Consider the following 26,362-nt stretch of genomic DNA (forward strand, 5'->3'; position numbering starts at 1 on the left):
TTCAAGCCTCCGGTCGGTCAGCCGGGATTATGGGGCCGCGGGCCGTCCGCGCCCAGCACCCGGCACACCGTCGCGCGCAGGGCGTGGCGGCTGCGATACCCCACCGCCGCCGCCACGTGCCCGGCCGGGCGGCCGTCGGCGGTGAGCGCCAGCGCGCGGATCACCCGCGCCCGCGCCCGCCAGTCGCCGAAACTGAGGCCGGTCTCGCGGCGGAAGCCGCGGGTCAGCGTGCGCCGGCTCGCCCCGGCCCGCTCCGCCCAGGCGTCGAGGTCTTCGGCGCAGGCCGGGTCGGCGATCAGCCCGAGGCAGACCCGGCGCAGGCGCGGGTCGCGCGGGAGCGGCAGGGCCAGCGGCGTCTCGGGCGCGTGGCCGACCTCGTCGAGCACCAGGGCGGCGAGATGCCCGCCGCGGCCCGCCTCGTCGTACAGCACCGGCTCCTCGGCCAGCGCCGCCAAAGCCGCGGCCAGCAGCGGCGAGACCGCGATCACCCGGCAGCGTTCCGGGACGGCGGCGAAGGCGCGCGGATCGAGGTAGGCCGAGCACATCGCCACCGCCCCGTGCATCGCCACCGCATGCGGCAGGCGCGGCGGGATCAGCAGCGCGTGCCCCTCCGGCACGACCCAGGTGCCGTCGTCGGCCGACGCCATCATCAGCCCGGCGGTGGCGTAGAGCAGCTGCGCACGCGGGTGGAAGTGCCGGTCGGTCCGACTCGCCGCGGCGAAGGTTTTCGGCATCACCGCGACCGCGCGAGGCACGGTCTGGTAGTCGGCGGCGTCGGTCGATCGCAACGGCACCGCGCACCCTCGCAAAATGGCCCGGTAGCGTACATCTGCGGCCCGACGCCGTCCATCGGGTCAGGATATCGAGCGACGATCCCGAAGGACATGCCGCGATGAGCCCGGAAGACCTCTCCAGCCGCACCCTGCGCTTCGTCAACGTCGCGCACGCCCTCGACCACTTCGTGCTGCTGATCTACCCGACCGCGGTGATCGCCATCGCGAGCCAGACGGGCCTCGGCTACGGCGAGCTGATCGGGCTCGCCACCGGCGCCTTCGTCGCCTTCGGCCTGTGCTCGCTGCCGATGGGCTCGCTCGCCGACCGCTTCGGCCGGCGCAACATGCTCGCCGTGTTCTTCTTCGCCTACGGCCTGTCATGCCTCGGGGTCGCGAGCGCAACGAGCACCACCGCCTTCGCGGTCTGGCTCTGCGTGCTCGGCCTCGCCTCGGCGATCTACCACCCGGTCGGCTCCAGCATGCTCGTGACCCATGCAAGGCGGCTCGGGCGCGACCTCGGCATCAACGGGGTCTGGGGCAATTTCGGCGCGGCGTCGGCCTCAGGGGCGACCGCGCTGCTCGCGACGACGCTGGGCTGGCAGGCCGCCTTCGTGGTGCCGGGCCTCGTGTGCCTCGCCTGCGGCGCGGCCTTCGTCGCGATGGTGCCGGGCGACGGCGACGGCGAGGCGCGCAAGGCCGGCGCGGCGGGCGTCATCCCGGTGACGCGCCCGATGGCCCTGCTGGCGATGTTCGGCGTGGCGATCTTCGCCGGCGGCATCACGTTCAACGTCACCACGATCTCGCTGCCGAAGGTGATCGACGAGGGCGTCGGGCAGGCCCTGTCGCTCACCTCGATCGGCTCGATCGCCACCGCCGTGTTCGTGTTCGGCGCGATGACCCAGCTGCTGATGGGCCGCCTCGTCGACCGCTTCGGCCTGCCGAGCCTGTTCCTCGGCCTCTCGGTGCTGCAGCCGGTCGGCCTCGGGATCGCTGCGGCGACCACGGGTCCGCTGCTGCTGCTCGGACTGGTGCTGGCGATCGCCGCGATCTACGGGCAGGTCGTCATCAACGACGCGATGATCGCCCGCTACGTCCCGGCGCACCAGCGCGCGAAGGCCTACAGCCTGCGCTACTTCGTGGGCTTCACCGCGAGCGGCTTCGTGGTCCCGGCCATCGCCCTCCTGCACGATCGCGGCGGCTTCCCCCTCGTGCTCGGGATGGCGGCGGCCTTCGGCGCGCTGATCTGGGTCGCCGCCTTCGGCTTCTACCGGCTGGTGCGGGGCGACGCGCGGCCGGTCCTCGCCGCCGCCGAGTAGCGGCTGCGGCGCGGCGCGAAACCTGTTACGGCGGAGACCGTGCAAGCCCTCTCCCTCGTCATCCGCCCCGAGACGCCCGACGATCACCACGCGATCGAGCGGCTGCACGCCCGCGCGTTCGGGCCGGGGCGCTACGCGCGCACCGCCTTCCGGCTCCGCGAGGGCGCGACGCATCGGGCCGACCTCAGCGTCACGGCGTCCGTCGGCAGCTTCCTCGTCGGCTCGGTGCGGATGGCGCCGGTGACGGCCGGCGGCGGCGGCTTCCTGGCGCTCGGGCCGCTGGCCGTCGACCCGAGCTTCTCGGGCCGCGGCGTCGGCACGTCGCTGATGCGGGCGAGCCTGACTGCGGCGGCGGAGGCCGGCGAGAGCCTCGTGATCCTCGTCGGCGACGCGCCGTTCTACGCCCGCTTCGGCTTCCGCCCCGTGCCGGCCGGGCAGCTGGTCCTCCCGGGCCCGGTCGACCCGGCCCGCTTCCTCGCCCTGGAACTGAAGCCCGATTTCCTCGCCACCGCGCAGGGGCCGGTCGCGGCGGACCGTAGGAGCTGACAGGCGGGAAGAGCTGACGGGCCGAGCGCGCCGAAGGTCGGCTCAGAGCCGCGCGATGTAGGCGGCGAGGTCGGCGATCTCGTCGTCCTTCAGCGTCTGCGCGACCTCGTTCATCGCCGGATCGTAGCCGGGTCGTGCGTTCGAGCGATACGCCGCGAGCGCCGCCTTGAGATAGTCCTCGCGCTGGCCGCGGATGCGCGGGAGCGCGTCGCGTCCGGCGAGGTCGGCCCCGTGGCAGGAGTTGCACTGGTGCTTGGACACGAGCGCCTGCGCCCGCGCGGCGAGCGCCGGATCGGGCGGCCCGCCCGCGGCGACCGGTGCGGGCAAAGCGGCCAGGGCATCGGCGAAGGCGCGCAGGTCGTCGTCGGAGAGACCGGCGGCCATCTCGTTCATCGGCGCCGCCTCGCGCTGCCGCTCCCGGAACTGGAACAACTGCGTGACGACGTAGTCGGCCTGCTGGCCCCCGAGGGAGGGCACGCCCTCGGTCTCGGAGGTGCCCTGCGCCCCGTGGCAGGCGAGGCAGGGTGCGAGGCGTTCGCCCAACGGAGCGGACGAGGCCGCCCCGAGGAGGAGCGTCGCGAGGGCGAGCGCGGGGGTGAGCGATCGGATCATTTCGCGGCGCTGACCCGGTAGATCGCGCCGTTGTAGTCGTCCGAGACCAGGAGCGCGCCGTCCTGGGCGACCAGCACGTCGACCGGGCGGCCGACATACGTGTTGTCCTGCAGGAAGCCGGTAAGGAACGGCTCGACGGAGGCGACCTTGCCGTCGGGTCCGAGCCGCGCCACCACCACGTCGCCGCCGAGCTTGCGCGTACGGTTCCACGAGCCGTGCCGGGCGATGAACATCGCGTTCTTGTAGTCCGCCGGGAACATCGCGCCGGTGTAGAAGCGCAGGCCGAGCGAGGCGGTGTGCGGGCCGAGCAGGGCCGCCGGCGCCGTGAACTCGGCGCAGGAATGGCCCCAGCCGTATTCCGGGTCGGTGAAGGTGCCCTGGTGGCAGTACGGGAAGCCGAAATGCTGCTTGCCGGGCTCGGTCAGCACGTTCAGCTCGTCGTTCGGGATGTCCTCCGAGACCCAGTCGCGGCCGTTGTCGGTGAACCAGAGCTGCTTCGTCGTGGGGTTCCAGTCGAAGCCGACGGTGTTGCGCACGCCGCGGGCGACCACCTCGACGTTCTTGCCGTCGAGGTCCATCCGCCGGATCTGGGCATGGGTGTCGGGCGGCATCGTGATGTTGCCGGGCGATCCCACCGGCACGTAGAGCTTGTCGTCGGGGCCGATGGCGATGAACTTCCAGCCGTGCGCTTCGTCCTTGGGCAGGTCGTCGTAGACCAGCACCGGCTTCGGCACGTCGTCGAGGCGGGCCTCGATGCCGTCGTAGCGCCAGATCTTCGAGAGCTCGGCCACGAACAGCGACCCTTCGTGGAACGCAAGGCCGTTCGGCCGGTGCAGGCCGGTGGCGATGGTCTTGACCTGGCGCTTCCCGTCCAGCCCGACCTTCGCCGGGATCGCGTAGACCTTGCCGACCGCGCGGGTGCCGACGAACAGCGTCCCGTCCGGGCTCTGGCGCATCGAGCGGGCGTTGGCGAGACCGCTGGCGTAGACCTCGACCTTGAAGCCCTCGGGCACGATCAGCTTGTCGAGGGGAAGCTTGGCCAGGGCGGTGGCGAGCGGCGGCGCGGCGATCGGTGCAAGTTTGGCGGCGTCCCCGCCCTCGGGCCGGCCGAAGAGCGCCGAGCCCTTGTCGACGGGGGGCGCGGCGGGGGCGGGGCTCGCCGGCTGCTGCGCCGCGGCGCCCTGCAGGGCGAGGCAGGTCATCGCCAGGGCGGCGAGGCTTCGGCTCAGGACGGGTGTCACGCGGCGTCTCCCAGGCTGGGCAGGATGCAGGTTCGGCGGGATGAAGGCGCGCCGCGCCGGCTCCCGCTCGTGATCGCATACGTTATTCACAACATGCCACGCCAAAGCGAGGGCCGGTGCCGCGACCGGGAAACAGCAGCCCCGCCCCGTCACCCGCCGGCGCGGATGCCCTGACGAACGCACCCACGCGCGGCAGGCCGGCCCGGCGCAATCTTGCCTTTTCGCATCCGATCCCCGAGAAACCGGCTGATCCGGAAGCGTGAGCGCGGCATCGAGCCGGCGCTCGGCGAAACCGGAACGATCGAACCGCGTCGAGGAACCCGTCTCCATGCTCGATTACGCGCAGGCCCGACGCCTGATGGTCGATTGCCAGCTCCGGACCTTCGACGTGAACGACATCACGGTGCTCGACGCGTTCGACGCGGTGCCGCGCGAGGATTTCGTGCCGCCGGGGGCGGAGCCCTTCGCCTACATCGACCAGAATCTGAAGCTCGGCGGCAGCGAGGGCGACGTCCGCTACATGCCGGCCTCGATGCTGCTCGCCCGGATGATCCAGGCGCTGCGCGTCGGCAACGGCACGCGGGTGCTCGATGTCGGCACCGGATACGGCTACGCCGCCGCCCTGATGGCGCGCCTCGGCGGCCGGGTCACGGCCCTCGAAGCCGATCCCGCCCTGGCCGAGGCGGCGCGGGCACGGCTCGCCGGGACGCAGGTCGAGGTGGCGGAAGGACCGCTCACCGAGGGCCAGCCCAAGGCCGGCCCCTACGACGCGATCCTGATCAACGGCCGCGTCGAGGTCCGCCCGCAGGCGCTCCTCGACCAGCTCAAGGACGAGGGCCGCCTCGTCTGCGTGCTCGGACGCGACAAGTCGGCGAAGGCGACCCTGTTCGTCCGCGCCGGCGATGCGTTCGGCGCCCGCCCGCTGTTCGACGCCGCCCTGCCGGGCCTCGCGGCGTTCCGCGAAGAGGCCGGCTTCGCGTTCTGAGCGGCGCGTCGGTGCACCCCGGTCGCGCGCCGGGGGTGTCGCTTTTATGCGCCACGTCGGAACGATTTGGGGGCGGGCCGCCCGTTGGCCTGGGCCAGGTCTTAACGAATAGGCTAAGGTTCGCCCCAGGGCGGGCGTGACCGGGCCGGCGTGCAAGCGCCGCATCCGTCGCAAGACGGACGAGATGGTCTTCGAGAAACCGCAAGGGCTGATCGACGTGACACAACGCAAACCTGCGACGCGCCCCGCGCTTCGGCTGGCCGGCTTCGCCGTCGCAGCCGGGCTGGCGGCTGGTCCGGCGGCGTCCGAGACGCTCGAATCGGCGCTCGCGAAGGCCTATGGCGGCAACCCGCAGCTCAATTCCAGCCGCGCGAACGTCCGCGCCACCGACGAGGGCGTCGCGATCGCCAAATCGGGATACCGGCCGACGGTCAGCGTCGAGGCAGATATCGGCGCACAGTATTTCGAGGGCAAGTTCGGGACGTCGGGCAGTGGCGCGGCCTCCGCCGCCGGCGCCGGTGCGGTCGCCGGAGCGGTGGCCACGGGCGGTGCAGGGGTGACCCGCTTCACGACGCTACCGAGTGGTGCCGGCGTCACTGTCAACCAGACGCTGTTCAACGGGTTCCAGACCGACAACAACACCCGCCGCGCCGAGTCGAACGTCTACAGCCAGCGCGAGAGCCTCCGCTCCACCGAGATGACGGTGCTGTACAGCGGCGTCACCTCCTACATGAACGTGCTCAGCAACACCGCGACCCTGGAGCTGAACCGCAACAACGTCGAGGTGCTGGAAGAGCAGCTCCGCCAGACCCGCGACCGCTTCAACGTCGGCGAGGTCACACGAACCGACGTCGCCCAGGCCGAGGCGCGCCTCGCAGGCGCCCGCTCGCAGGTCAGCGTCGCGGAATCGAACCTGCGCACCAGCATCGGCACGTATCGCCAGAACATCGGCGTCGAGCCGCGCCAGCTCGCCCCCGGTCGCCCCCTCGACCGCTACGTTCCTAAGAACCTTGACTCGGCGATCGCCATCGGCCTGCAGGAGCACCCGCAGATCCTCTCGGCCCTCCACGCGGTCGATGCGGCCGAGGCGCAGGTGAAGGTGCTGGAAGGCATCCTGTATCCGACGGTGAGCTTGCAGGGCGCGGTGCGACAAGCCTTCGACCAGCAACTGCCCGGCTACAACGCCGTCACGGCGTCGATCGTCGGCCGCGTCTCGATCCCGCTCTACCAGGGCGGACAGGAATACGCGCAGATCCGCCAGCAGAAGGAGGTCGTCGGCCAGACCCGCATCCAGGCCGACCTCGTCCGCGACCAGGTCCGCGCCCAGGTTGTGGACTTCTGGGGCCGCCTGGAGGCGGCCAAGGCTCAGGTGATCGCGGCCCAGGCCCAGGTTCAGGCCAACGAGGTCGCCCTCAACGGCGTGCGCGAGGAGGCACGCGTCGGGCAGCGCACGACCCTCGACGTGTTGAACGCGCAGCAGGAACTGCTCAACGCCCGGGTGAACCTCATCACCGCCCAACGCGACCGGGTGATCTACTCGTACGGCGTAGTCCAGGCGATCGGCCGCCTGACGGTACGCTACACCGCGGTGCCGGTGGCCGCTTACAGCGCCAAGGTCCATTACGACCAGGTCAAGGACCTGTGGTACGGCGTGCGCTCGCCGGACGGCCGCTGAGGCGACGCGAATCGCGCGGGTTCCCCTGCGGGGAGCCCGGCAGGCCCGGCCGACCGGAATGCGGCGACCGAGACGTGATTTCCCGAGGACTGTGCTTCCGCTGCGCTTGTCGCGCGAGCGCGGCGTGGAATACTCCATCGGATAGGTGTTTTCCGTTCCTCTCACGTTTTCGAGCGCCGTCCGGATGAGTGCAGCGAGCCCCAAGATCCAGGACAAGGCGACGGAGAAGGCGCACGAGCCTTCCATGGAGGAGATCCTGGCCTCGATCCGCCGGATCATCGCCGACGACCAGGCCGTGAAGCCGCCGGAGCCGGCCGCCGTCCGGCCGCCCACGCACGAGAACGACGACGTGCTCGACCTCGCCGACATGGACGAGCCGGCACCACCGCCGCGCCCGGCCGCGAAGCCCGCTCCGCTCGAACTCGAGGCCTTGGACTTCGACGCGGTCGACTTCGACGCGCTGGAGGTGGAACCCGAGCCCGAGCCGGCCCCCGCGCCGCGTGCAGCCGCGCCCGAGACCGCCCGCCGCCCGGAGCCGGCATATGAATCCGAACCTGAGGCGGAGCCCGCGCCGCTGATCTCCTCGGCGGCCGGCGCCAGCGTGAACCAGGCCTTCAACCTGCTCGCCAACACCGTGTCGAGCCAGAACGCGCGCAGCCTGGAAGACCTCGTCCAGGACATGCTGAAGCCGATGCTCAAGACGTGGCTCGACGACAACCTGCCGGTGATGGTCGAGCGGCTGGTGCGCGTCGAGATCGAGCGGGTCGCCCGCGGCCGCTGACGGCACCTCCGTTACGGGCCGTGTTGACGGGAGGCCCGTGACGGGTTGAAAGCGGGCTCGAAATTCCGAGACGGACCCGCGATCACCCGCCCATGATGGACAAGACCTTCGACCCGGCCGGCGCCGAGGCGCGCGCGAGCGCCGCGTGGACGCACGCCGACGCCTTCCGCGCCGGGCGCCCGGACCGGGCCGGCGCCGAGCCCTACTGCATCGTCATCCCGCCGCCGAACGTCACGGGCTCGCTGCATATCGGCCACGCGCTGAACAACACCCTGCAGGACATCCTCGCCCGCTTCGAGCGGATGCGCGGCCGCGACGTGCTGTGGCAGCCGGGCATGGACCATGCCGGCATCGCCACGCAGATGGTGGTCGAGCGCCGGATGGCGGAGGCGCAGGAGCCCGGCCGCCGCGAGATCGGCCGCGCGGCCTTCCTCGACAAGGTCTGGGCCTGGAAGGCGGAATCGGGCGGCGCCATCGTCTCGCAGCTCAAGCGGCTCGGCGCCTCCTGCGACTGGTCGCGCGAGCGCTTCACCATGGGCGAGCGCGGGGCGCCGGACGAGCAGATGGTCCGCGCGGTCACGAAGGTCTTCGTCGACCTGCATGCCCAGGGGCTGATCTACCGCGACAAGCGCCTCGTGAACTGGGACCCGAAGTTCCAGACCGCGATCTCAGACCTCGAGGTCCAGCAGGTCGAGGTGAAGGGCCACCTCTGGCACTTCGACTATCCGGTGGTGGACGAGGCCGGCGCCGAGACCGGGGCGATCATCACCGTCGCGACGACGCGCCCCGAGACGATGCTCGGCGACACGGCGGTGGCGGTCCACCCGGAGGACGAGCGCTACACCGCGCTCGTCGGCAGCTACGTGCGCCTGCCGCTGGTCGGCCGCCTGATCCCGATCGTCGCCGACGACTACTCGGACCCGGAGAAGGGCACCGGCGCGGTCAAGATCACCCCGGCGCACGACTTCAACGACTTCGAGGTCGGCCGCCGCCACGGCTGCCGCCCGATCAACATCCTGGACAGCGAGGCGCGGATCGCGCTCGACGGCAACGCCGACTTCCTGGCCGACGCGAACCCGGATGCGGAGGCGCTGGCCCTCCACGGCCTCGACCGGTTCGCGGCCCGCAAGGCCGTGGTCGCGCTGATGGAAGCGGCAGGGCGCCTTCGGGAGATCGAGGCCAACACCCATGCCGTCCCGCACGGCGACCGCTCGGGCGTGGTGATCGAGCCCTACCTCACCGACCAGTGGTACGTAAACGTGAAGCCGCTGGCCGAGCGCGCGCTGCAGGCGGTGCGCGACGGGCGCACCCGCTTCGTGCCAGAGAATTCGGAGAAGACGTTCTTCCAGTGGCTCGAGAACATCGAGCCGTGGTGCATCTCGCGCCAACTCTGGTGGGGGCACCAGATCCCGGTCTGGTACGATGCGGATGGCGGCGTCTACGTCGCCGGCACCGAGGCCGAGGCGCAGGCACAGGCCGCGGAGAAGCAGGGCCGCGCGGTCGATCTCGTCCGCGACGAGGACGTCCTCGACACCTGGTTCTCCTCCGCCCTGTGGCCGTTCTCGACGCTCGGCTGGCCGGAGAAGACCGCGGAACTCGCGCGCTACTACCCGACCAACACGCTCGTCACCGGCAAGGACATCCTGTTCTTCTGGGTCGCGCGGATGATGATGCTCGGCCTGCACGTCACCGACGACGTGCCGTTCGACACGGTCTACCTGCACACGCTGGTGCGCGACGCCTCCGGTGCCAAGATGTCGAAGTCGAAGGGCAACGTCGTCGATCCGCTCGGGCTGATCGAGCAGTACGGCGCCGACGCCTTGCGCTTCACCCTGACGGCGCTCGCCGCGCAGGGGCGGGACATCAAGCTCAGCCCGGCCCGCGTCGAGGGCTACCGCAACTTCGCGACCAAGCTCTGGAACGCCGCGCGCTTCGCCGAGATGAACGGCTGCGCCCTCGATCCCGCCTTCGACCCGAAGGCGGTGCGGGAGCCGCTGAACCGCTGGGCGCTCGGCGAGGCGGCGCGCGCGGTCGCCGAGGTCACGGCAGCCCTGGAGGCCTACCGCTTCAACGACGCGGCGGCCGGGGCCTACCGCTTCGTCTGGAACATTTTCTGCGACTGGACGATCGAACTCGCCAAGCCCGTGCTGCAGGGCGAGGGCGTCGAGGCCGGGCTGAAGGCGGAGACGCAAGCCACCATCGCCTTCATCATCGACCAGATCGCCAAGCTCCTGCATCCGTTCATGCCGTTCCTCACCGAGGAGCTGTGGGCGATCAAGGGCGAGGCGATCGCCAACCGCGGCCTGCTCACGCTCCAGGCCTGGCCCGACCTGTCGGGGCTGGCGGATGCCGAGGCTGAGGCCGAGATCGGCTTCGTCGTCGACCTCGTCTCCGAGGTGCGCTCGGCCCGCTCCGAGACCGGGGTGCCCGCGGGCGCCCAGGTCCCGCTGGTGATCGTCGGCGCCGACGCAGGCGTGCGGGCGCGCGTCGGCGCCTGGCACGACACGCTGGTGCGGCTCGCCCGCCTGTCCGAGATCGGCTTCGCCGACGCCGCCCCGCGGAACGCGGTGCAGCTCCTCGTGCGCGGCAGCGTCGCCGCGCTGCCGCTGGAAGGGATCGTCGACCTCGGCGCCGAGGTGGCGCGCCTGAAGAAGGAGGCCGCCAAGGCCGAGGGCGAGATCAAGAAGCTCGACGGCAAGCTCGGCAACGCCGACTTCGTGGCGCGCGCCCCCGAGGAGGTGATCGAGGAGAGCCGCGAGCGGCGCGAGGCCGAGGCCGAGCGGCTGGCCAAGCTCCAGGAGGCGCTGGCGCGGTTGAGCGACCAAGCCGCTTGATCCTGCGCCGGCTGGCGAAGGGGCTCGCCGGCGCCGTCGGATCGCTCGTCGCCCTGCTCGTCCTCGCCGTGATCCTCACGGCGCGGCCGGGCGACCGAGCGCTGTATCCGCCAAAGGCGGCGGCGCAGGTGATTTACGTGGTCAGCCACGGTTGGCACAGCGGCGTCGCGCTGCCGACCGCGGCGCTGACCGGGCCCGGCGCCGGCCCGGCCTTGCGCGACATCGCCGTGCGGTTCCGCGCCTATCCCACCCTCGAATTCGGCTGGGGCGAGGCCCGGTTCTACGCCGCGACGCCGACGCTCGCGCAGTTCGATTGGCGGCTGGCGCTCGATGCGCTTTTCACGCCCGGCGGCAGCGACGGGGTGATCCAGGTGGTCGGCCTCGATGCGGACCCGCGCATCAGCTTTCCCCGCGCCGACATCCTGGCGGTGCCGGTCTCGGCCGCCGGCCTGGAGCGGCTCGTCGCGCGGCTCGAGGCGAGCTTCGCCCGCGTCGACGGCCATCCGGTCGACGTCGGCCCCGGCCTCTACGGGCCGAGCCTGTTCTACAGGGGCGCGGGCCGCTTCTCCTGGACGAACGTCTGCAACCACTGGACCGCCGGGCTCGTCAACGCCGCCGGGCTGCCGGTGGCGCCGGTGATCGCGACGCTGCCGGGCGGGCTCATCCTCGACCTCGAATGGCGCTCCGGGGCGACGGCGGTTCCGTGATGCCGGCGGCCGCCGAGGGTGGACCGGCGAACCTGTCGAAACGGTAATGCGCCGGTCACGGGCGGGTGAGGCGCCGGTCTCTAGAACGAACGCATCGCCCGCTGACGCCGGCGGCGCAGACGATTTCTCCTGGAGACCTATCGCATGTCCGTTCCCCAGACCCGCACCTCCGCCCGGTACAGCCGCCGGGCCCTGGCCTCGGTCGCGACCGCCGCCCTCATCGCCGGCGGCGCCGTCGGCAGCGGCTACCTGCCCGCCGCCACCCCGGCCTTCGCCCAGGCGCTGCCGCAGACGCCGATCGCCGCGCCGGAGCACCCGCCGGGCTCGTTCGCCAACATCGTCGACAAGGTGAAGCCGGGCGTCGTCTCGGTGAAGGTGAAGCTCGACGACGCCGTCTCCAGCGACGACGAGGAAGGCCCGGGCAACCAGCAGGGCCAGAACCTGCAGAACGTCCCGCCGCAGCTGCGCGAGTTCTTCAAGCGCTTCGGCCAGAACGGCCAGAACGGCGGCCCGCCCGGCATGCAGCCGCAGCGCCAGGGCCCGCGCGGGGCGGTCGGCTCCGGCTTCATCATCTCGGCCGACGGGTACGTCGTCACCAACAATCACGTCGTCGACCACGCCAAGACCGTGCAGGTGACCCTCGACGACGGCCGGACGCTCGACGCCAAGGTGATCGGCAAGGATTCCAAGACCGACATCGCGCTCCTGAAGATCAAGGATTCCGGCAGCTACCCCTACGTCCAGTTCGGCAAGGCGGCCCCGCGGGTCGGCGATTGGGTGGTGGCGATCGGCAACCCGTTCGGCCTCGGCGGCACGGTGACCGCGGGCATCGTCTCGGCCCGCGGCCGTGACATCGGCGCCGGCCCCTACGACGACTTCCTGCAGATCGACGCGCCGATCAACAAGGGCAATTCCGGCGGCCCGACCTTCAACGTCAACGGCGAGGTCGTGGGCGTGAACACCGCCATCGCCTCGCCGTCGGGCGGCAGCGTCGGCCTCGCCTTCGCCATCCCGTCCGAGACCGTGCAGGCGGTGGTCGACCAGCTCAAGACCGACGGCAAGGTCGCCCGCGGCTATCTCGGCGTGCAGGTCCAGCCGGTGACGCAGGACATCGCCGAGGGTCTCGGCATGGCCAAGCCGAAGGGCGCCCTGATCGACCACGCCGAGGACGGGACCCCTGCGGCCAAGGCCGGCCTCAAGTCCGGCGACGTGATCGAGTCGGTCAACGGCAACCCGATCAACGACGCGAAGGAGCTGTCCCGCAAGATCGCCGGCCTGAAGCCCGGCGCGAAGGTCGAGATCGCCTACCTGCGCGGCGGCAATTCGGACAACGCGACGATCACGCTCGGCGCGCTCCCGACCGACGGGTCGAAGGTGGCCTCGTTGGACACCGGGATGTCCGGCGGCCAGCCGCGGCTCGGCCTCGGCTTGGCGCCGGCCTCCGAGGTCGGCCTGTCCGACAGCGGCGTCGCGGTGGTGCAGGTCGACCCGGACGGGCCGGCGGCCGCCAAGGGCATCGAGCAGGGCGACGTCATCCTCGACGTCGCGGGCAAGAGCGTGACGCGCCCCTCCGACGTCGCCGAGCAGATCCGCACGGCCGAGGCGAGCGGACGCAAGGCGGTGCTGATGCGGGTGAAGAGCAGCAAGGGCGTGACCCGCTTCGTGGCGATCTCGCTCACCAAGAACGACGGCTGATCAGCCCTCGGTAGGTCCTGACGACAGGACGACGCAGGCATCGGCACACCGCCGGTGCCTGCGTCGTCGCCGTTTCCACGTCGTCACGAGAGACATCTCGGCTCGCCCGCCCCGGCGGCGCGCGATATGCTTGGTTCCTCGCCTGCGCACGAGCGCTGGGACCAGCACCGGATTGTCGCGAGATGGCCGATTTCCGGAGCCTCGAGGTCTTCTACTGGGTCGCGACGCTGTCCAGCTTCCGCCGGGCGAGCGAGCAGGTGAACACGACCCAGCCCGCCGTGTCGCAGCGCATCGCCGCGCTGGAGCACGAATACGGCACGCTGTTCGAGCGCCGCAGCCGCGACGTCGCGCTGACGGAGCGCGGGCGGGTGCTGTTCGGGTTCGCCGAGCGGTTCCTGTCGCTCCAGGTGGAGATGGGGGCGGCCCTGGCGGAAACCGGCCGCACGATGGGGACGCTGCGGCTCGGCGTCTCCGAAACGATCGTCCACCTCTGGCTGTCGCGGTTCATCGAGCGGATGCGGGCGGCCCTGCCGGGGATCAGCGTCGACATCGCCGTCGACATCTCGCCGAACATGCAGGCGGCGCTCGCCGCCAACGAGATCGACCTCGCCTTCCTCGTCGGGCCGATCACCCTGCCGAGCCTCGCCAACCGGCCGCTCTTCAGCATCCCGGTCGCCTGGATCGCCGCACCGGGGCTGGTGCCGGAGGATGGGGCCCTGAGCCTCGGGGCGCTGATCCGCCATCCCCTGATCACCTACCCCCGGAACACCGGCCCCTACGTCGAGCTGCGCGACCTCGTGCTTCGGGCGAACCTGCTGCCCAGCCAGATCCACACCAGCGCGTCGCTGGCGACGATCGTGAAGATGGGGATCGAGCGGCTGGGGATCTGTGTGATTCCGCCGGCCGTCGTCCGGGACGAGCTGGCGGCCGGGGCGCTGCGGATCCTGCCCGCCGAGCAATCCCTTTCGGACCTGAACTTCACCGCCACCTTCGCCAAGCGCCCCGACGCGCACTTCGTCGCCGACGCCGCGCGCATCGCGCAGGAGGTCGCCGCGGATTGGGCCGCGGGCCGACAAGCGGATCGGGCCGCGGGCCGATAAGGCGAGGTTATCGCGCCTCATTCGCAATGACGATTGGCGCGGAAAGAAGCGCGGTGCGAACCTGCCTATCGAGACGGCACAGGCCCGATCGGGTCGAGGCCCGCGCCCCCGGGGCGTCGAGACCAGGAGGCGTGCGGTGACCCTGCATTTCCACCCTTCCCCCGCCGCCTATGCGGATGCGCGCGCGGCCCGGCGCGCCATCCGAAACGGGGAATGGCGCGGGCACACGTCCGGCCTCGCTCCGGCCCACGTCCAGGGCAACCTGATGATCCTGCCGCAGGCGCTGGCGCAGGACTTCCAGACCTTCTGCCAGCAGAACCCGAAGCCCTGCCCGGTGCTCGGCGTCTCCCGGCCCGGCGCCCGCGACCTCCCCGCGCTCGGCGCCGACCTGGACCTCGCTACCGACGTGCCGGGCTACGTCGTCTACGAGCACGGCGAGAAGGTCGCCGAGGTGGGCGACCTGACGCCCCTGTGGCGCGACGACTTCGTGACCTTCGTCCTCGGGTGCTCGTTCTCGTTCGAGTCGGCGCTGATCGAAGCCGGCATCCCCCTTCGCCACGTCGCGCAAGGGCGCAACGTCGCGATGTACAAGACGTCGATCCCGACCCAGCCCGCCGGCCCGTTCCACGGACCGCTCGTGGTCTCGATGCGGCCGATGCGGGCGGCCGACGCGATCAAGGCGGTGCAGGTGACGGCGCGGGTGCCCGCCGTGCACGGCGCCCCCGTCCACCTCGGCGATCCGAGCCTGATCGGCATCGCCGACATCGCCAAGCCGGATTTCGGCGACGCGATCGACATCGCGCCCGACGAGATCCCGGTCTTCTGGGCCTGCGGGGTGACGCCCCAGGCGGTGGCGATGGCCGCGCGCCTGCCGCTTTGCATCACCCACGCCCCCGGCCTGATGCTGATCACCGACCTTTTGAACCGGGACCTGCCGTACCGCTGAGGCCAAACCCGGCTTCGCGGAAGCCGCCGCATGCTTCGGCGAGCCGGCGCGCCGACACGCACCATGAAGACATGACCCGATCCCACCCGAGAACGTGAGCAATGCCATGTGGTTGAAAGACACGAGCCCGCCGGAAAGACGCGTCCTGGCCGCCGCCTTCGCCGGATACGGCATCGATGCCTTCGACTACATGATCTACACCTTCCTCATACCGACGCTGGTGATCGTGTGGGGGCTGACGACGGTCCAGGCCGGCAACATCGCCACCGCCGCGCTCGTCACCTCGGCGGTGGGCGGCTGGGCCGCGGGCATCCTCGCCGATCGGTACGGGCGGGTCGTCGTGCTGCAGGGGACCGTGCTGTGGTTCACCGTGTTCACGGTGCTGTCCGGGTTCACGCATTCCTACGAGCAATTGCTGTTCACCCGCGCCATGCAGGGCTTCGGCTTCGGCGGCGAATGGTCGGTCGGCTCCGTGCTGATCGCCGAGACGATCCAGGCGCGCTACCGCGGCAAGGCGGTCGGCCTCGTCCAGTCGAGCTGGGCGGTGGGCTGGGCGGTAGCGGCCATCGCCTTCTGGGCGGTCTTCGCCCTGGTCGAGCCGGCGTCCGGCTGGCGCATCCTGTTCTGGATCGGGGCGGTGCCCTCGGTGCTGATCTTCTGGATCCGCCGCAACATCGAGGATCCGGAGGTCTACCGGCAGACCCGCTCGGCCATGCACGCGGTCGGCGACCGGGGCAACTTCCTGGAGATCTTCTCTCGCGACCTCATCGGCCGGACGGCGCTCGCGAGCCTCCTCGCCACCGGGATGCAAGGCGGCTACTATGCCGTCACGACCTGGCTGCCGACCTATCTCAAGACCGAGCGCAACCTCTCGGTGCTCAACACCAGTGGCTACCTGCTGATGCTGATCTTCGGCTCCTTCCTCGGCTACCTGACGAGCGCCTACCTCTCCGACCGGATCGGCCGCCGCAAGGGCTTCATCCTGTTCGGGTTCTGCGCCGGCCTGCTCGTGCTCGGCTACACCCTGGCGCCGATCACCGACACGGCGATGCTGTTCCTCGGCTTCCCGCTCGGCTTCTTCCTGTCCGGCGTCTTCTCCGGCATGGGCGCCTACCTCAGCGAGCTGTTCCCGAGCCGCGTCAGGGGGTCGGCCCAGGGGTTCTGCTACAATTTCGGCCGGGCCACCGGCGCGGCTTGCCCGGCGCTGGTCGCGCATCTGTCCGGATCGCTGACGCTGGGAATCGCCATCGGGGTCGTGGCGGCCAGCGCCTATTGCCTCGTGATCCTGGCGGCCCTCCTGCTCCCCGAGACCGCCGGCCGCGAGCTCGACGCAGACGGGGCGACCCCGGCCGTGACAATGCCGGCGGCGGCGTGACCAGCGACGGGACGGGAGCAGCGGACATGGCGAGCGTCGACCTGAACTCCGACCTCGGCGAGGGCTTCGGCGCCTACGCCTGCGGCGACGACGCGGCGATGCTCGGCATCGTCACCTCGGCCAACGTCGCCTGCGGGATGCATGCGGGCGACCCTGAGATCATGGCCGAGATTTTCGCGCGGGCGAAGGCGAACGGCGTCGCGGTGGGAGCCCATCCGGGCTTCCCCGACCTCTGGGGCTTCGGGCGGCGGCGGATGCCGTTCACCCCGCCCGAGATCGAGCGCCTCGTCGCCTACCAGGTCGGGGCCGCGCAGGCGCTCGCGACTTACGCCGGCCACCGCGTCACCTACGTGAAGGCGCACGGGGCGCTCGCCAACCTCGCCGCCGCCGAGCGCGCGGTCGCCGACGCCATCGCCCGGGCGGTGCGGGCCGTCGACCGCGACCTCGCGCTGCTCGCCATCGCCCTCACCGCGCAGGTGCCGGCCGGCGAGGCGGCGGGCCTCGAGATCCACCAGGAGATCTTCGCCGACCGCGGCTACACAGAGGACGGGCAGCTCATCGCCCGCGGCCAACCCGGCGCAATGATCGAGAGCGCGGAGGAGGCGGCGAGCCGCGTCCTCGCGATGGTGAAATCCGGCGCGATCGTGACGGCGCAGGGCACCCGCCTGCCGACGCCGATCCGCTCGGTCTGCGTCCACGGCGATTCCGCCGATGCGGTCGCCACCGCCCGCGCCGTGCGGGAAAAGCTCGAAGGCGCCGGCATCCGGCTCGCCTCGTTCCGGGCCTGAGGCGGTGGAGCAGACCCTACGCCTGCTCGATGCCGGGGAGGCGGCCCTCGTCGCCGAGTTCGGAAGCACCGTCGACCCGGCGATCAACGACCGGGTCCTGGCGCTCGACGCGGCGTTGCGCGCCGACCCGCCCGAAGGCGTCCGCGAGACCGTGCCGACCTACCGCTCGCTGATGATCCACTACGATCCGCTGGTGCTGAGCCGCGAGGCACTGGCTGGGCGCGTCATGGCGCTCGCCGACGGCGCGAACGCGAGCCGGGCAGCGCCGACCCTGTGGACGCTGCCCTGCTGCTACGCCGAGACCAGCGACGGCGAGCCCTGCGGCGAGGACGTCGCCGCCATCGCCGCGCTCACCGGCCTCTCGCCGGAGCGGGTGGCCGCGTTGCATGCGGGCGCCACCTACCGGGTCTACATGTACGGGTTCGCGCCGGGCTTCGCCTATCTCGGCGGCCTGCCGAAAGCGCTCGCGGTGCCGCGCCGAGCCAAGCCCCGGCCGCCGCATCCGGCCAACGCCCTGCTGGTCGGCGGCGGCCTGGCCGCGGTCGGGACCGTGCCGATGCCGACCGGCTGGTACGTGATCGCGCGGACGCCCGCCCGCCTCTACGCGCCGGAGCGCGACGAGACCTTCCCGGTCGCGGCCGGCGACCGCATCCGCTTCGAGCCGGTCGACGCCGCGACCTATGCCGCCCTGGAACGACGCGCCGCCGCGGGCGAGGTCGTGGCCCGGCGCGAGTCCTTCGCCGAGGAGGCCACGCCGTGAGCCCGCACCTCGCGATCCTCGCCGCCGGCCCGAGCGTCACGCTCCAGGATGCCGGCCGCCACGGATACCTGCGCTACGGCATCACCGCCGCCGGGCCGATGGACCCGCTCGCCTTCGCCACCGCCAACCTCGCCGCCGGCAACCCGGAAGGCGCGACCGCGATCGAGGTCTCGACCGGCGGCATCACCGTCGCGGCGGAGGGCGGTCCACTCGGCCTCGTCCTGGCGAGCACGGGCTTTCGCGTCGCCCTCGACGGTCAGGCGCTTCCGGCGTCCGTCGCGCTGACCTTGGAGCCGGGCCGGACGCTCGCCGTGCGGGCGGGCGCGGGCGGCGCCTGGTGCTACATCGCCGTATGCGGCCGGGTCGCCGTCGCGCCGACGCTCGGCTCGACCGCGACCCACACCCGGTCCGGCCTCGGCGGGCTCGACGGGCGTGCGCTCGCGGCCGGCGACAGGCTCGCCGTCGAGGAGGCCCGCGCCGGCGCCGGCGATGCGCAGGCCCTGGTCGCGCCCTGGCTCGACCGGCCGGCGGAGGTGATCCGCGTCGTGCTCGGACCGCAGGATGACGCCTTCGCGCCGGACCAGATCGCAGCCTTCCTCGCCGGCCCGTGGACGGTCGGCGGGCGAGGCGACCGCATGGCCTACTTCCTCGACGGCCCGCGCCTGACCCATGCGCGCGGCCACGACATCGTTTCGGACGGCATCGCCATGGGCGCGATCCAGGTGCCGGGCGAGGGCCTGCCGATCGTGCTGATGGCCGACCGCCAGTCGACCGGCGGCTACCCGAAGATCGCGACCGTGATCGGCCCCGACCTCGGGCGGCTGGCGCAGGCCCAGGCCGGCGCGCGGCTGCGCTTCTCCGCCGTCTCGGTCGCCGAGGCCGTCGCCGCCCGCCGGGCGGAGGCCGCCTGCCTCGTCCCCGACATCCAAACGGAGCCGGTGATCCGTACCGCGTTCCCGTCCGAGCTGCTGCTCGGCCTCAACCTCGTGGGCGGCGTGATCGACGCGAAGGGGTGATGGTGCGACGCCAGCCGCGCAAGCGGTTGGACGAAGACTTGCTTGGGCACGGCGACATGGATCTCGACACGATCACCTCCGTCCTGACGCCGCGGGAGCCCGGTGCGCTGCCGGGCTGGCGCCCGGGCGACGCATGGCTCGCCGGCGGCACCTGGCTGTTCTCTGAGCCGCAGCCGCATCTGGCCCGGCTGATCGACCTCACCGGCCTGGCGCTGCCGCCGAGCGCGGCGACCGAGGCCGCTTTGAGCCTGTCGGCCACCTGCACCATCGCCGCCCTCGACCGCATCGAGTTGCCGCGGGCCTGGATCGCCGCGCCGCTGGTCGGGCAATGCTGCCGGGCGCTGCTCGGCTCGTTCAAGATCTGGAACCGGGCCACGGTCGGCGGCAACCTCTGCCTCGCCTTGCCTGCCGGGCCGATCATCGCACTCGGCGTGGCGCTGGACGGCGTCTGCACCATCCGCACCGGCGCGGGCGGCGAGCGTCGCAAGGCGGTGGCCGACTTCGTGCTCGGGCCGCAGACGACCGCGCTCGCCCCGGACGAAGTCCTGCTGCGCCTCGACATGCCGGCGGCGGCCTTGCGGCGGCGCACGGCCTTCCGCCGGATCTCGCTCAGCCCGAACGGCCGCTCCGGCGCCCTGCTGATCGGGACGCGGGACGCCGACGGCACGTTCGCCCTCACCGTCACGGCCGCCACCCGCCGCCCGGTGCGCCTCGCCTTCCCGAGATCGCCGGGCGCGGACGACCTCGCCGACGCCATCGCCGCGGGAATCGACGACGCGCTCTGGTACGACGACGTGCACGGCGCGCCGGACTGGCGGCGCCACGTCACCGGCCTGCTCGCCGAGGAGATCCGAGCCGAACTCGGGGACGCCGCATGAGGATCGTCGTCAACGGCCACGCCGAGGAGGTCGCCCCGCGCCCCGGCCAGTGCCTGCGCACCCTGCTGCGCGAGCGCGGCTGGTTCGGCGTCAAGAAGGGGTGCGACGCCGGCGATTGCGGCGCCTGCACGGTCCACCTCGACGGCGAGCCGATCCACAGCTGTCTCCTGCCGGCGTTCCGGGCCGGAGGGCGCGAGGTCACCACCATCGAGGGCCTGTCCGGCCCGTGCCAGCCGGGGCAGGGGGCATTGGATCGGGCGCCCGACGCCCTGCACCCGATGCAGGCGGCCTTCGTCGCGGCGCAGGGCTTCCAGTGCGGGTTCTGCACGCCGGGCATGATCATGACGGCGGCGGCCCTCGACCAGGGCCAGAAGCGCGACCTTGGCACGGCGCTGAAGGGCAACCTCTGCCGCTGCACCGGCTACCGCGCCATCCGCGACGCCATCGCCGGCATCGCCTCCGCCGAGGCGGCGAGCTTGCGCGACCCGATCGGCCGCAGCGTGCCCGCGCCCGCAGCGCCTGACGTGGTCTCGGGGCGCGCCGCCTACACCTTCGACCTGGCGATGCCGGGCCTGCTGCACATGAAGGTGCTGCGCTCCGAGCATCCGCATGCGCGGATCGTCGCGATCGACCGCGCGGCCGCCCTGGCGCTGCCCGGGATCGTCGCGATCTTCACCCATGCGGACGTGCCGGAGGCGCGCTTCTCCACCGGCCGCCACGAGAACCCGGCCGACGACGCGGCCGACACCCGCGTGCTCGACGACGTGGTGCGCTTCGTCGGCCAGCGCGTCGCCGCGGTGGTCGCCGAGACCGAAGCCGCGGCCGAGGCCGGCGTGCGGGCGCTCAAGGTCGACTATGCGCCATTGCCGGCGGTGTTCGACCCGGATGAGGCGATGCGGCCCGACGCGCCGCGCGTCCACGCCGCCGTCCCGGCGGGCGCGGACGCGCCGCCGCTAGAAGCCCGCGCGAACCTCGCGGCCGAGGCGCACGGCTTGGTCGGCGACGTCGAGGCGGGGTTCGCCGAAGCGGATCGCGTCTACGAGGGCACCTACCGCTCGCAACGCGTGCAGCACGCCCACCTCGAGACCCACGGCGCGATCGGCTGGCGCGATCCCGACGGCCGCCTCGTGATCCGCTCCTCGACGCAGGTGCCGTTCCTGACCCGCGACGCGCTCTGCACCCTGTTCGGCCTCGACCGGTCGCAGGTGCGGGTGGTGGCGGGCCGGGTCGGCGGCGGATTCGGCGGCAAGCAGGAGATGCTCACCGAGGACCTGGTCGCGCTGGCGGTGCTCCGCACCGGGCGCCCGGTGAAGTGGGAGTTCACCCGCCAGGAGCAGTTCGTCGCCACCACCACCCGCCACCCGATGCGCGTCCGGGTGAAGCTCGGCGCGAAGGCCGACGGCACGCTGACCGCGATCCAGCTCGACGTGGTCTCGAACACCGGCGCCTACGGCAACCATGCCGGCGGCGTGCTCCACCACGGCACCAACGAGGTGATCGGTGCCTACCGCTGCCCGAACAAGCGCGTCGACGGCTACGCCGTCTACACCCACACCCTGCCGGCCGGGGCCTTCCGCGGCTACGGCCTCAGCCAGACGATCTTCGCCGTCGAATCGGCGCTGGACGAGCTCGCCCGCGACCTCGGCCTCGACCCCTACGCGATGCGCCGCCGCAACGCGGTGCGGCCCGGCGACCCCATGGTTTCGACGAGCCTCGAACCGCACGACGTCGAATACGGCAGCTACGGCCTCGACCAGTGCCTCGACCTCGCCGAGCGGGCGATGGCAACGCCTTCCGGCGACCCGGCCCCGGAGGGCTGGCGCGTCGGCGAGGGCATGGCGATGGCGATGATCGACACGATCCCGCCGCGCGGGCATTTTTCGGATGCGCGGATTGGGCTGCGCGGGGACGCAAGCGATCGCCGGTCCCCTCTCCCACGGGGAGAGGGACGGGGTGAGGGGCGTGACCTCTCCGGCATGGTCTCATCCCTCACCCCAACCCTCTCCCGCACGGGAGGGGGGGCCCGTCGCGGTGATGGCGCCCCTTCCGGCGGCACCGTCTACGAACTGTCCGTCGGCACCGCCGAGTTCGGCAACGGCACCACCACCGTGCATGCGCAGATCGCAGCCGCGGCGCTCGGCACCACGCCGGACCGCATCCGCATCCGCGCCTCCGACACCGACGCGGTCGGCCACGATACGGGCGCCTACGGCAGCACCGGCATCGTCGTGGCGGGGCGCGCGACGCTGAACGCCGCGGAGGCGCTGGCCCGCGCGATCCTGACCCGGGCCGCGGCGAAGGCGGGCGTCGCGCCCGCCGACTGCCGTTTGGAGGCCGACGACGTGGCCGTTCCGGGCGGTCGCGTCGCGTTGGCCGACCTGATCGCGGAAGGTCCGCTCGAAGCGGAGGGGCGGGCCGACGGCTCGCCGCGCTCGGTTGCCTTCAACGTCCAGGCGTTCCGGGTCGCGGTGCATCCGGGCACCGGCGAGGTCCGCATCCTGCGCAGCGTCCACGCGGCCGACGCGGGGCGGGTGATCAACCCGATGCAGTGCCGCGGGCAGGTCGAGGGCGGCGTCGCGCAGGCGCTCGGCGCGGCGCTTTACGAGGACTTGCGCCTCGACGCGGAAGGCCGCGTGACCACGCAGACGTTCCGCAACTACCACATCCCCGCCTGCGCCGACGTGCCGGCGACGGAGGTGCTGTTCGCCGACACCCACGACAGCGTCGGCCCGCTCGGCGCGAAGTCGATGAGCGAGAGCCCGTTCAACCCGGTCGCCCCGGCGCTCGCCAACGCGATCCGCGACGCCACCGGCGCGCGGCTGACCGCGACCCCGTTCGCACCGGACCGGATCTTTCGGAGCGTCGGCACACGTTGAGCCTCAGCCCGGTGCGAGGCTCCGGTCGAGGACGCGGCCTTGGCCCGGCTCGGACAGCACCCGCCCATCCTCGGCGATCACCCGACCGCGCGCGATGGTCATCACCGGCCAGCCGGTCACCTGGAATCCTTCCCAGGGCGTGTAGTCGGCGCCGTGATGGAGGGCGGCCTGGCGGATCGTCTCGCGGTGGTTCGGGTCCCACAGGGTCAGGTCGGCGTCGAAGCCGGGGCCGATCGAGCCTTTGCGCAGATATAGGCCGTAGAGCTTGGCGTGGTTCGTGGCGGTGAGCGCGGCGAACTGGTTCAGCGTGATCCGCCCCGTCGACACGCCCTCCGAGAACAGAACCGGCAACCGGGTCTCGATGCCGGGGATGCCGTTCGGGATCCAGCGAAAGGAGGTTTTTCCGCGCGGGTTCAACTTGCCGGCGGGGTCGTCGTAGCGGAACGGGCAATGGTCGGAGGAGACCACTTCGAACACCCCACGCTGCAGGCCGGACCAGATCGCCGCCTGGCTCGCGGCGTCCCGCGGGGGCGGCGAGCAGACGTACTTCGCGCCCGACATCGGGTCGTCGCCGATCCCCTTCATGTCGTCGGCCGTGAGCGTCAGGTATTGCGGGCAGGTCTCGGCGTGAATCTTGAGGCCGCGCCCCTGCGCCCACGCGATCTGCTCCATCGCCTGCTCGCCCGAGACGTGGACGATGACGATGTCGAGGTCGACGAGCTCGGCGTGGCTGATCGCCCGGTGCGCCGCCTCGCGCTCGACCAGTTGCGGCCGCGACAGCGCATGACCGAACGGCCGGGTCTCGCCCGCCTTCTCCAGGCGTTCGCTGAGGTAGCGGATCGCGTCGTAGCCCTCGGCGTGGACCATCACGCGGGCGCCCTCGCGCCGGGCCACGTCGAACACGTCGAGGATCTGGCGGTCGTTCAGGACGAGGTCGTCGTAAGTCATGAACACCTTGAACGAGGTGTATCCGGCGGCGATCAGCGCCGGCAGCTCCTGGCCGAGCACCGCCTCGGTCGGGTCCGAGACGATCAGGTGGATCGCCACGTCGACGTGGCACTGCCCCTCGGCCAGCGCGCGATAGGCCTCGGCCGCCTCGCGCAGGGACGCGCCCCGCGGCTGCAGCGCGAACGGCATCACGCAGGTGTTGCCGCCGGCCGCCGCGGCGCGGGTCGCCGACGCGAAGTCGTCGGCCATGACGATGCCGGGGCCGGAGGGCTGCGCGATGTGGACGTGGCTGTCGATGCCGCCCGGCAGCACCAAGAGGCCGGACGCATCGACGGTGCGGGCGGCGTCCGCCACCCGCTCGGCGACAGTGACGATGCGGCCGTCGCGGATGCCGATCTCGGCGCGGAGCGTGTCGGCGGCGGTGACGACGGTGCCGCCGCGGATCGCGAGGTCGAATTCAGGCATTGTCCTTCGTAGCCTCGTCCGTGGACCCTGATGAGGCGGGCCGGTCCGCAAGGCCCTGGCACGATGCGTGCCCCGGTAGCCCGCATCCGCCGAAGACCGATCCGGGAGCCCCGATGTCCCAAAGCCCGCTGAACCGCTTCTCCGTCGCGCCGCTGGCGACGATGACGCGCCGCCTGGCCGACGTGGCGTCGGGCCGGGCCGAGCCCGATCTGGTGATCGCAGGCGCGCGGGTACTCTCGACCTATTCCGACCGCATCCTGCCCGAGCGCGAGATCTGGGTCGCGGGCGGCCGCATCGCGGCGGTGAAGCCCGCCGGCAGCCATCGCGGCGGCGCAGCGCGGTTCGATGCGGGCGGCGGCCTGATCGCGTCGGGCCTCGTCGACCCGCACCTGCACATCGAGAGCAGCATGGTCACCGCCTGCGCCTACGCGGAGGCCGCGTTGCTCAACGGCACGACGACGATCGTCTGCGACAGCCACGAGATCGGCAACGTGCTTGATGCCGACGGCGTCGCCTGGATGCTGGAGGATGCCCGCGAGGCCCCGCTCAACATCTACCTCACGGTGCCGAGCACGGTGCCGGCGACGCGGCCGGAGCTGGAGACCGCGGGCGGCGACCTCACCGCCGAGAAGATCGCCGCCCTGTTCGACGCTTGGCCCGAGGCCGTGGGCTTGGGCGAGAAGATGGACTTCGTCGCGGTGGCGGAGGGCGACCCGCGCGCGCACGCGATCATCGCGGCCTCGCTGTCGCGCGGGCGCCCGGTCTCGGGCCACATCTACGGCCGGGACTTCGTCGCGGCCTACGCCGCGTCCGGCGTCACCGACACCCACGAGGCGATCGACCGCGACATCGCCGACGACCTGCTCGACGCCGGCGTCTGGATTTTCCTGCGCGGCGGGCCGCCCACCACCCCGTGGCACTCGCTGCCGAAGGCGATCGGTACGGTCATCGACTACGGTGCCGCAGGCAAGCGGGTCTGCTGCTGCACCGACGACCGCGACGCGGAAGACCTCCTCGCCTACGGGCTCGACTGGGTGGTGCGGGAGGCGGTGCGGATGGGCATCCCGAAGCCCGCGGCCTGGTCGATGGGCTCGCTGCACCCCGCGACCCGCTACGGCCTCGACGGCGAGATCGGAGGCCTCGGCGGCGGCCGCCGGGCCGACCTCGTTCTGCTGGACGACGACCTCGTGCCGCAATCGACCTGGTACGGCGGCGAGCTGGTGGTCGAGAACCGCACGGTCACACCCCGCCTCGACGCGGCCCTGTCGCGTCCCTACCGCTACCCGGCCCGGGCCTACGCCACCGTCCATCTGCCCACCGTCCTGCCGGACCTGGTCCCGGCACTGCCTTCGGCGCCCTGCACCGTCAACGCGATCCGCACGACCCTGCCGGGCATCGAGCTCATGCACGAGCGCGTGGCCCTGAACCCCGCTGGGGACTGGGCGGCGACGCTCGCGGGACACGACCTGTGCCACGTCGCCGTGGTGGAGCGGCACGGACTCGGCGGCCACGCGGCGCACGGGCTGCTGCGGGCCTTCGGGCTGAAGCGGGGCGCGGTGGCGAGCAGCGTCGGCCACGATTCGCACAACCTGATCGTCGCCGGGCTGAACGAGGCCGACATGCGCGTCGCGGTCGAGGCCGTCGCGGCGCATCAGGGCGGGGTCTGCGTCGTCGAGGACGGCGCGGTCGTCGCGATGGTGCCGCTGCCGGTGGCCGGCCTTCTCTCGGACAAGCGCGTCGGCGCCGTCGCCGAGGGGGTCCGCGCCCTCAAGGTCGCCTGGGAGCGGGCCGGCTGCACCATCCCCTATATGGGCTTCAACCTGATTCCGCTCTCGGTGATCCCTCAGATCCGCATCACCGACAAGGGCTTGGTGCTGGTGCCGGAGATGCGTCAGGTGCCGCTGTTCGAGCCGGCCTGAGTGGGCGTCGAGCCCACGCCCTTCGCCGGCACGCCGTTTTCCCGGACGCCTGGAGCGTCAGCGGAAGGCGATCCGGGAACCAGCAGAAGGAAGGGCCGCGCCAGCGGCTCGATACGAACGGCGCAA

Annotated in this window: 21 protein-coding genes; 17 read left to right on the forward strand and 4 right to left on the reverse strand. The window is 72.1% G+C overall.

Annotated elements, in window-relative coordinates:
• Positions 1–17 precede the first annotated feature (17 nt).
• Complete coding sequence (locus tag MFF13_RS00165) at positions 18–788, reverse strand: AraC family transcriptional regulator (protein WP_238270005.1); 771 nt, start codon at positions 786–788, stop codon at positions 18–20.
• 104 nt (positions 789–892) lie between these two features.
• Here MFF13_RS00165 and MFF13_RS00170 point away from each other — a divergent pair, with 104 nt between their 5' ends.
• Entirely contained in the window at positions 893–2,089 is a 1,197-nt protein-coding gene (locus MFF13_RS00170) for an MFS transporter (protein WP_238270007.1), read from the forward strand.
• A gap of 39 nt (positions 2,090–2,128) precedes the next feature.
• Positions 2,129–2,635 carry a GNAT family N-acetyltransferase gene (locus MFF13_RS00175; RefSeq protein WP_238270009.1) on the forward strand — a complete coding sequence of 169 codons (507 nt, stop codon included), beginning with the start codon at positions 2,129–2,131 and terminating at the stop codon, positions 2,633–2,635.
• A 42-nt stretch (positions 2,636–2,677) separates the two neighbouring features.
• Here MFF13_RS00175 and MFF13_RS00180 read toward each other — a convergent pair whose 3' ends face one another.
• The gene (locus MFF13_RS00180) at positions 2,678–3,247 is read right to left on the reverse strand and encodes a c-type cytochrome (protein ID WP_238270011.1); all 570 of its coding nucleotides are present in this window, start codon (positions 3,245–3,247) and stop codon (positions 2,678–2,680) included.
• Complete coding sequence (locus MFF13_RS00185) at positions 3,244–4,449, reverse strand: PQQ-dependent sugar dehydrogenase (protein WP_238270102.1); 1,206 nt, start codon at positions 4,447–4,449, stop codon at positions 3,244–3,246. Before MFF13_RS00185 ends, MFF13_RS00180 begins: the two co-directional genes overlap by 4 nt.
• Positions 4,450–4,816: 367 nt before the next feature.
• Here MFF13_RS00185 and MFF13_RS00190 point away from each other — a divergent pair, with 367 nt between their 5' ends.
• From MFF13_RS00190 to MFF13_RS00255, 14 genes are all read left to right on the forward strand, one after another.
• Complete coding sequence (locus MFF13_RS00190) at positions 4,817–5,473, forward strand: protein-L-isoaspartate O-methyltransferase family protein (protein WP_147752306.1); 657 nt, start codon at positions 4,817–4,819, stop codon at positions 5,471–5,473.
• Positions 5,474–5,657: 184 nt separating this feature from the next.
• Positions 5,658–7,148, forward strand: a complete 1,491-nt coding sequence (locus MFF13_RS00195) for a TolC family outer membrane protein (RefSeq protein ID WP_238270013.1) — start codon at positions 5,658–5,660, stop codon at positions 7,146–7,148.
• Between the two features lie 184 nt (positions 7,149–7,332).
• Positions 7,333–7,929, forward strand: coding sequence for a PopZ family protein (locus tag MFF13_RS00200; protein WP_238270015.1), 597 nt, complete (start codon positions 7,333–7,335; stop codon positions 7,927–7,929).
• 92 nt (positions 7,930–8,021) lie between these two features.
• Positions 8,022–10,763 carry a valine--tRNA ligase gene (locus MFF13_RS00205; RefSeq protein WP_238270017.1) on the forward strand — a complete coding sequence of 914 codons (2,742 nt, stop codon included), beginning with the start codon at positions 8,022–8,024 and terminating at the stop codon, positions 10,761–10,763.
• Positions 10,760–11,470: a DUF2459 domain-containing protein gene (locus MFF13_RS00210; RefSeq protein ID WP_147828709.1), complete on the forward strand. Its 711-nt coding sequence runs from the start codon at positions 10,760–10,762 to the stop codon at positions 11,468–11,470. The genes MFF13_RS00205 and MFF13_RS00210 overlap by 4 nt, the downstream gene beginning before the upstream one ends.
• Positions 11,471–11,614: 144 nt before the next feature.
• Positions 11,615–13,165: a trypsin-like peptidase domain-containing protein gene (locus tag MFF13_RS00215; RefSeq protein ID WP_238270019.1), complete on the forward strand. Its 1,551-nt coding sequence runs from the start codon at positions 11,615–11,617 to the stop codon at positions 13,163–13,165.
• Positions 13,166–13,347: 182 nt separating this feature from the next.
• Positions 13,348–14,265, forward strand: a complete 918-nt coding sequence (locus MFF13_RS00220; protein ID WP_238270021.1) for a LysR family transcriptional regulator — start codon at positions 13,348–13,350, stop codon at positions 14,263–14,265.
• A gap of 136 nt (positions 14,266–14,401) precedes the next feature.
• Positions 14,402–15,211, forward strand: a complete 810-nt coding sequence (locus MFF13_RS00225; protein WP_238270024.1) for a putative hydro-lyase — start codon at positions 14,402–14,404, stop codon at positions 15,209–15,211.
• Between the two features lie 106 nt (positions 15,212–15,317).
• Entirely contained in the window at positions 15,318–16,586 is a 1,269-nt protein-coding gene (locus MFF13_RS00230) for an MFS transporter (protein WP_238270026.1), read from the forward strand.
• A gap of 26 nt (positions 16,587–16,612) precedes the next feature.
• The gene (locus tag MFF13_RS00235; RefSeq protein WP_238270028.1) at positions 16,613–17,374 is read left to right on the forward strand and encodes a 5-oxoprolinase subunit PxpA; all 762 of its coding nucleotides are present in this window, start codon (positions 16,613–16,615) and stop codon (positions 17,372–17,374) included.
• 4 nt (positions 17,375–17,378) lie between these two features.
• Positions 17,379–18,134, forward strand: a complete 756-nt coding sequence (locus MFF13_RS00240) for a 5-oxoprolinase subunit B family protein (RefSeq protein ID WP_238270030.1) — start codon at positions 17,379–17,381, stop codon at positions 18,132–18,134.
• A complete protein-coding gene (locus MFF13_RS00245; protein ID WP_238270032.1) occupies positions 18,131–19,150 on the forward strand; it encodes a 5-oxoprolinase subunit C family protein in 1,020 nt (339 codons plus the stop codon). The genes MFF13_RS00240 and MFF13_RS00245 overlap by 4 nt, the downstream gene beginning before the upstream one ends.
• A 56-nt stretch (positions 19,151–19,206) precedes the next feature.
• Positions 19,207–20,028 (forward strand): FAD binding domain-containing protein, encoded by an 822-nt coding sequence (locus MFF13_RS00250; RefSeq protein ID WP_238270104.1) that lies wholly within the window; start codon positions 19,207–19,209, stop codon positions 20,026–20,028.
• On the forward strand, positions 20,025–22,904 hold the full coding sequence (locus MFF13_RS00255; protein WP_238270034.1) for a molybdopterin-dependent oxidoreductase: 2,880 nt from the start codon (positions 20,025–20,027) through the stop codon (positions 22,902–22,904). Before MFF13_RS00250 ends, MFF13_RS00255 begins: the two co-directional genes overlap by 4 nt.
• 3 nt (positions 22,905–22,907) lie before the next feature.
• Here MFF13_RS00255 and hydA read toward each other — a convergent pair whose 3' ends face one another.
• The gene (gene hydA / locus MFF13_RS00260; RefSeq protein WP_238270036.1) at positions 22,908–24,317 is read right to left on the reverse strand and encodes a dihydropyrimidinase; all 1,410 of its coding nucleotides are present in this window, start codon (positions 24,315–24,317) and stop codon (positions 22,908–22,910) included.
• Between the two features lie 113 nt (positions 24,318–24,430).
• Here hydA and MFF13_RS00265 point away from each other — a divergent pair, with 113 nt between their 5' ends.
• Positions 24,431–26,236: an adenine deaminase C-terminal domain-containing protein gene (locus tag MFF13_RS00265; protein WP_238270038.1), complete on the forward strand. Its 1,806-nt coding sequence runs from the start codon at positions 24,431–24,433 to the stop codon at positions 26,234–26,236.
• Positions 26,237–26,362: the final 126 nt, after the last annotated feature.

The sequence above is a fragment of the Methylobacterium cerastii genome (genome assembly GCF_022179125.1).
Lineage (GTDB): Bacteria > Pseudomonadota > Alphaproteobacteria > Rhizobiales > Beijerinckiaceae > Methylobacterium > Methylobacterium cerastii.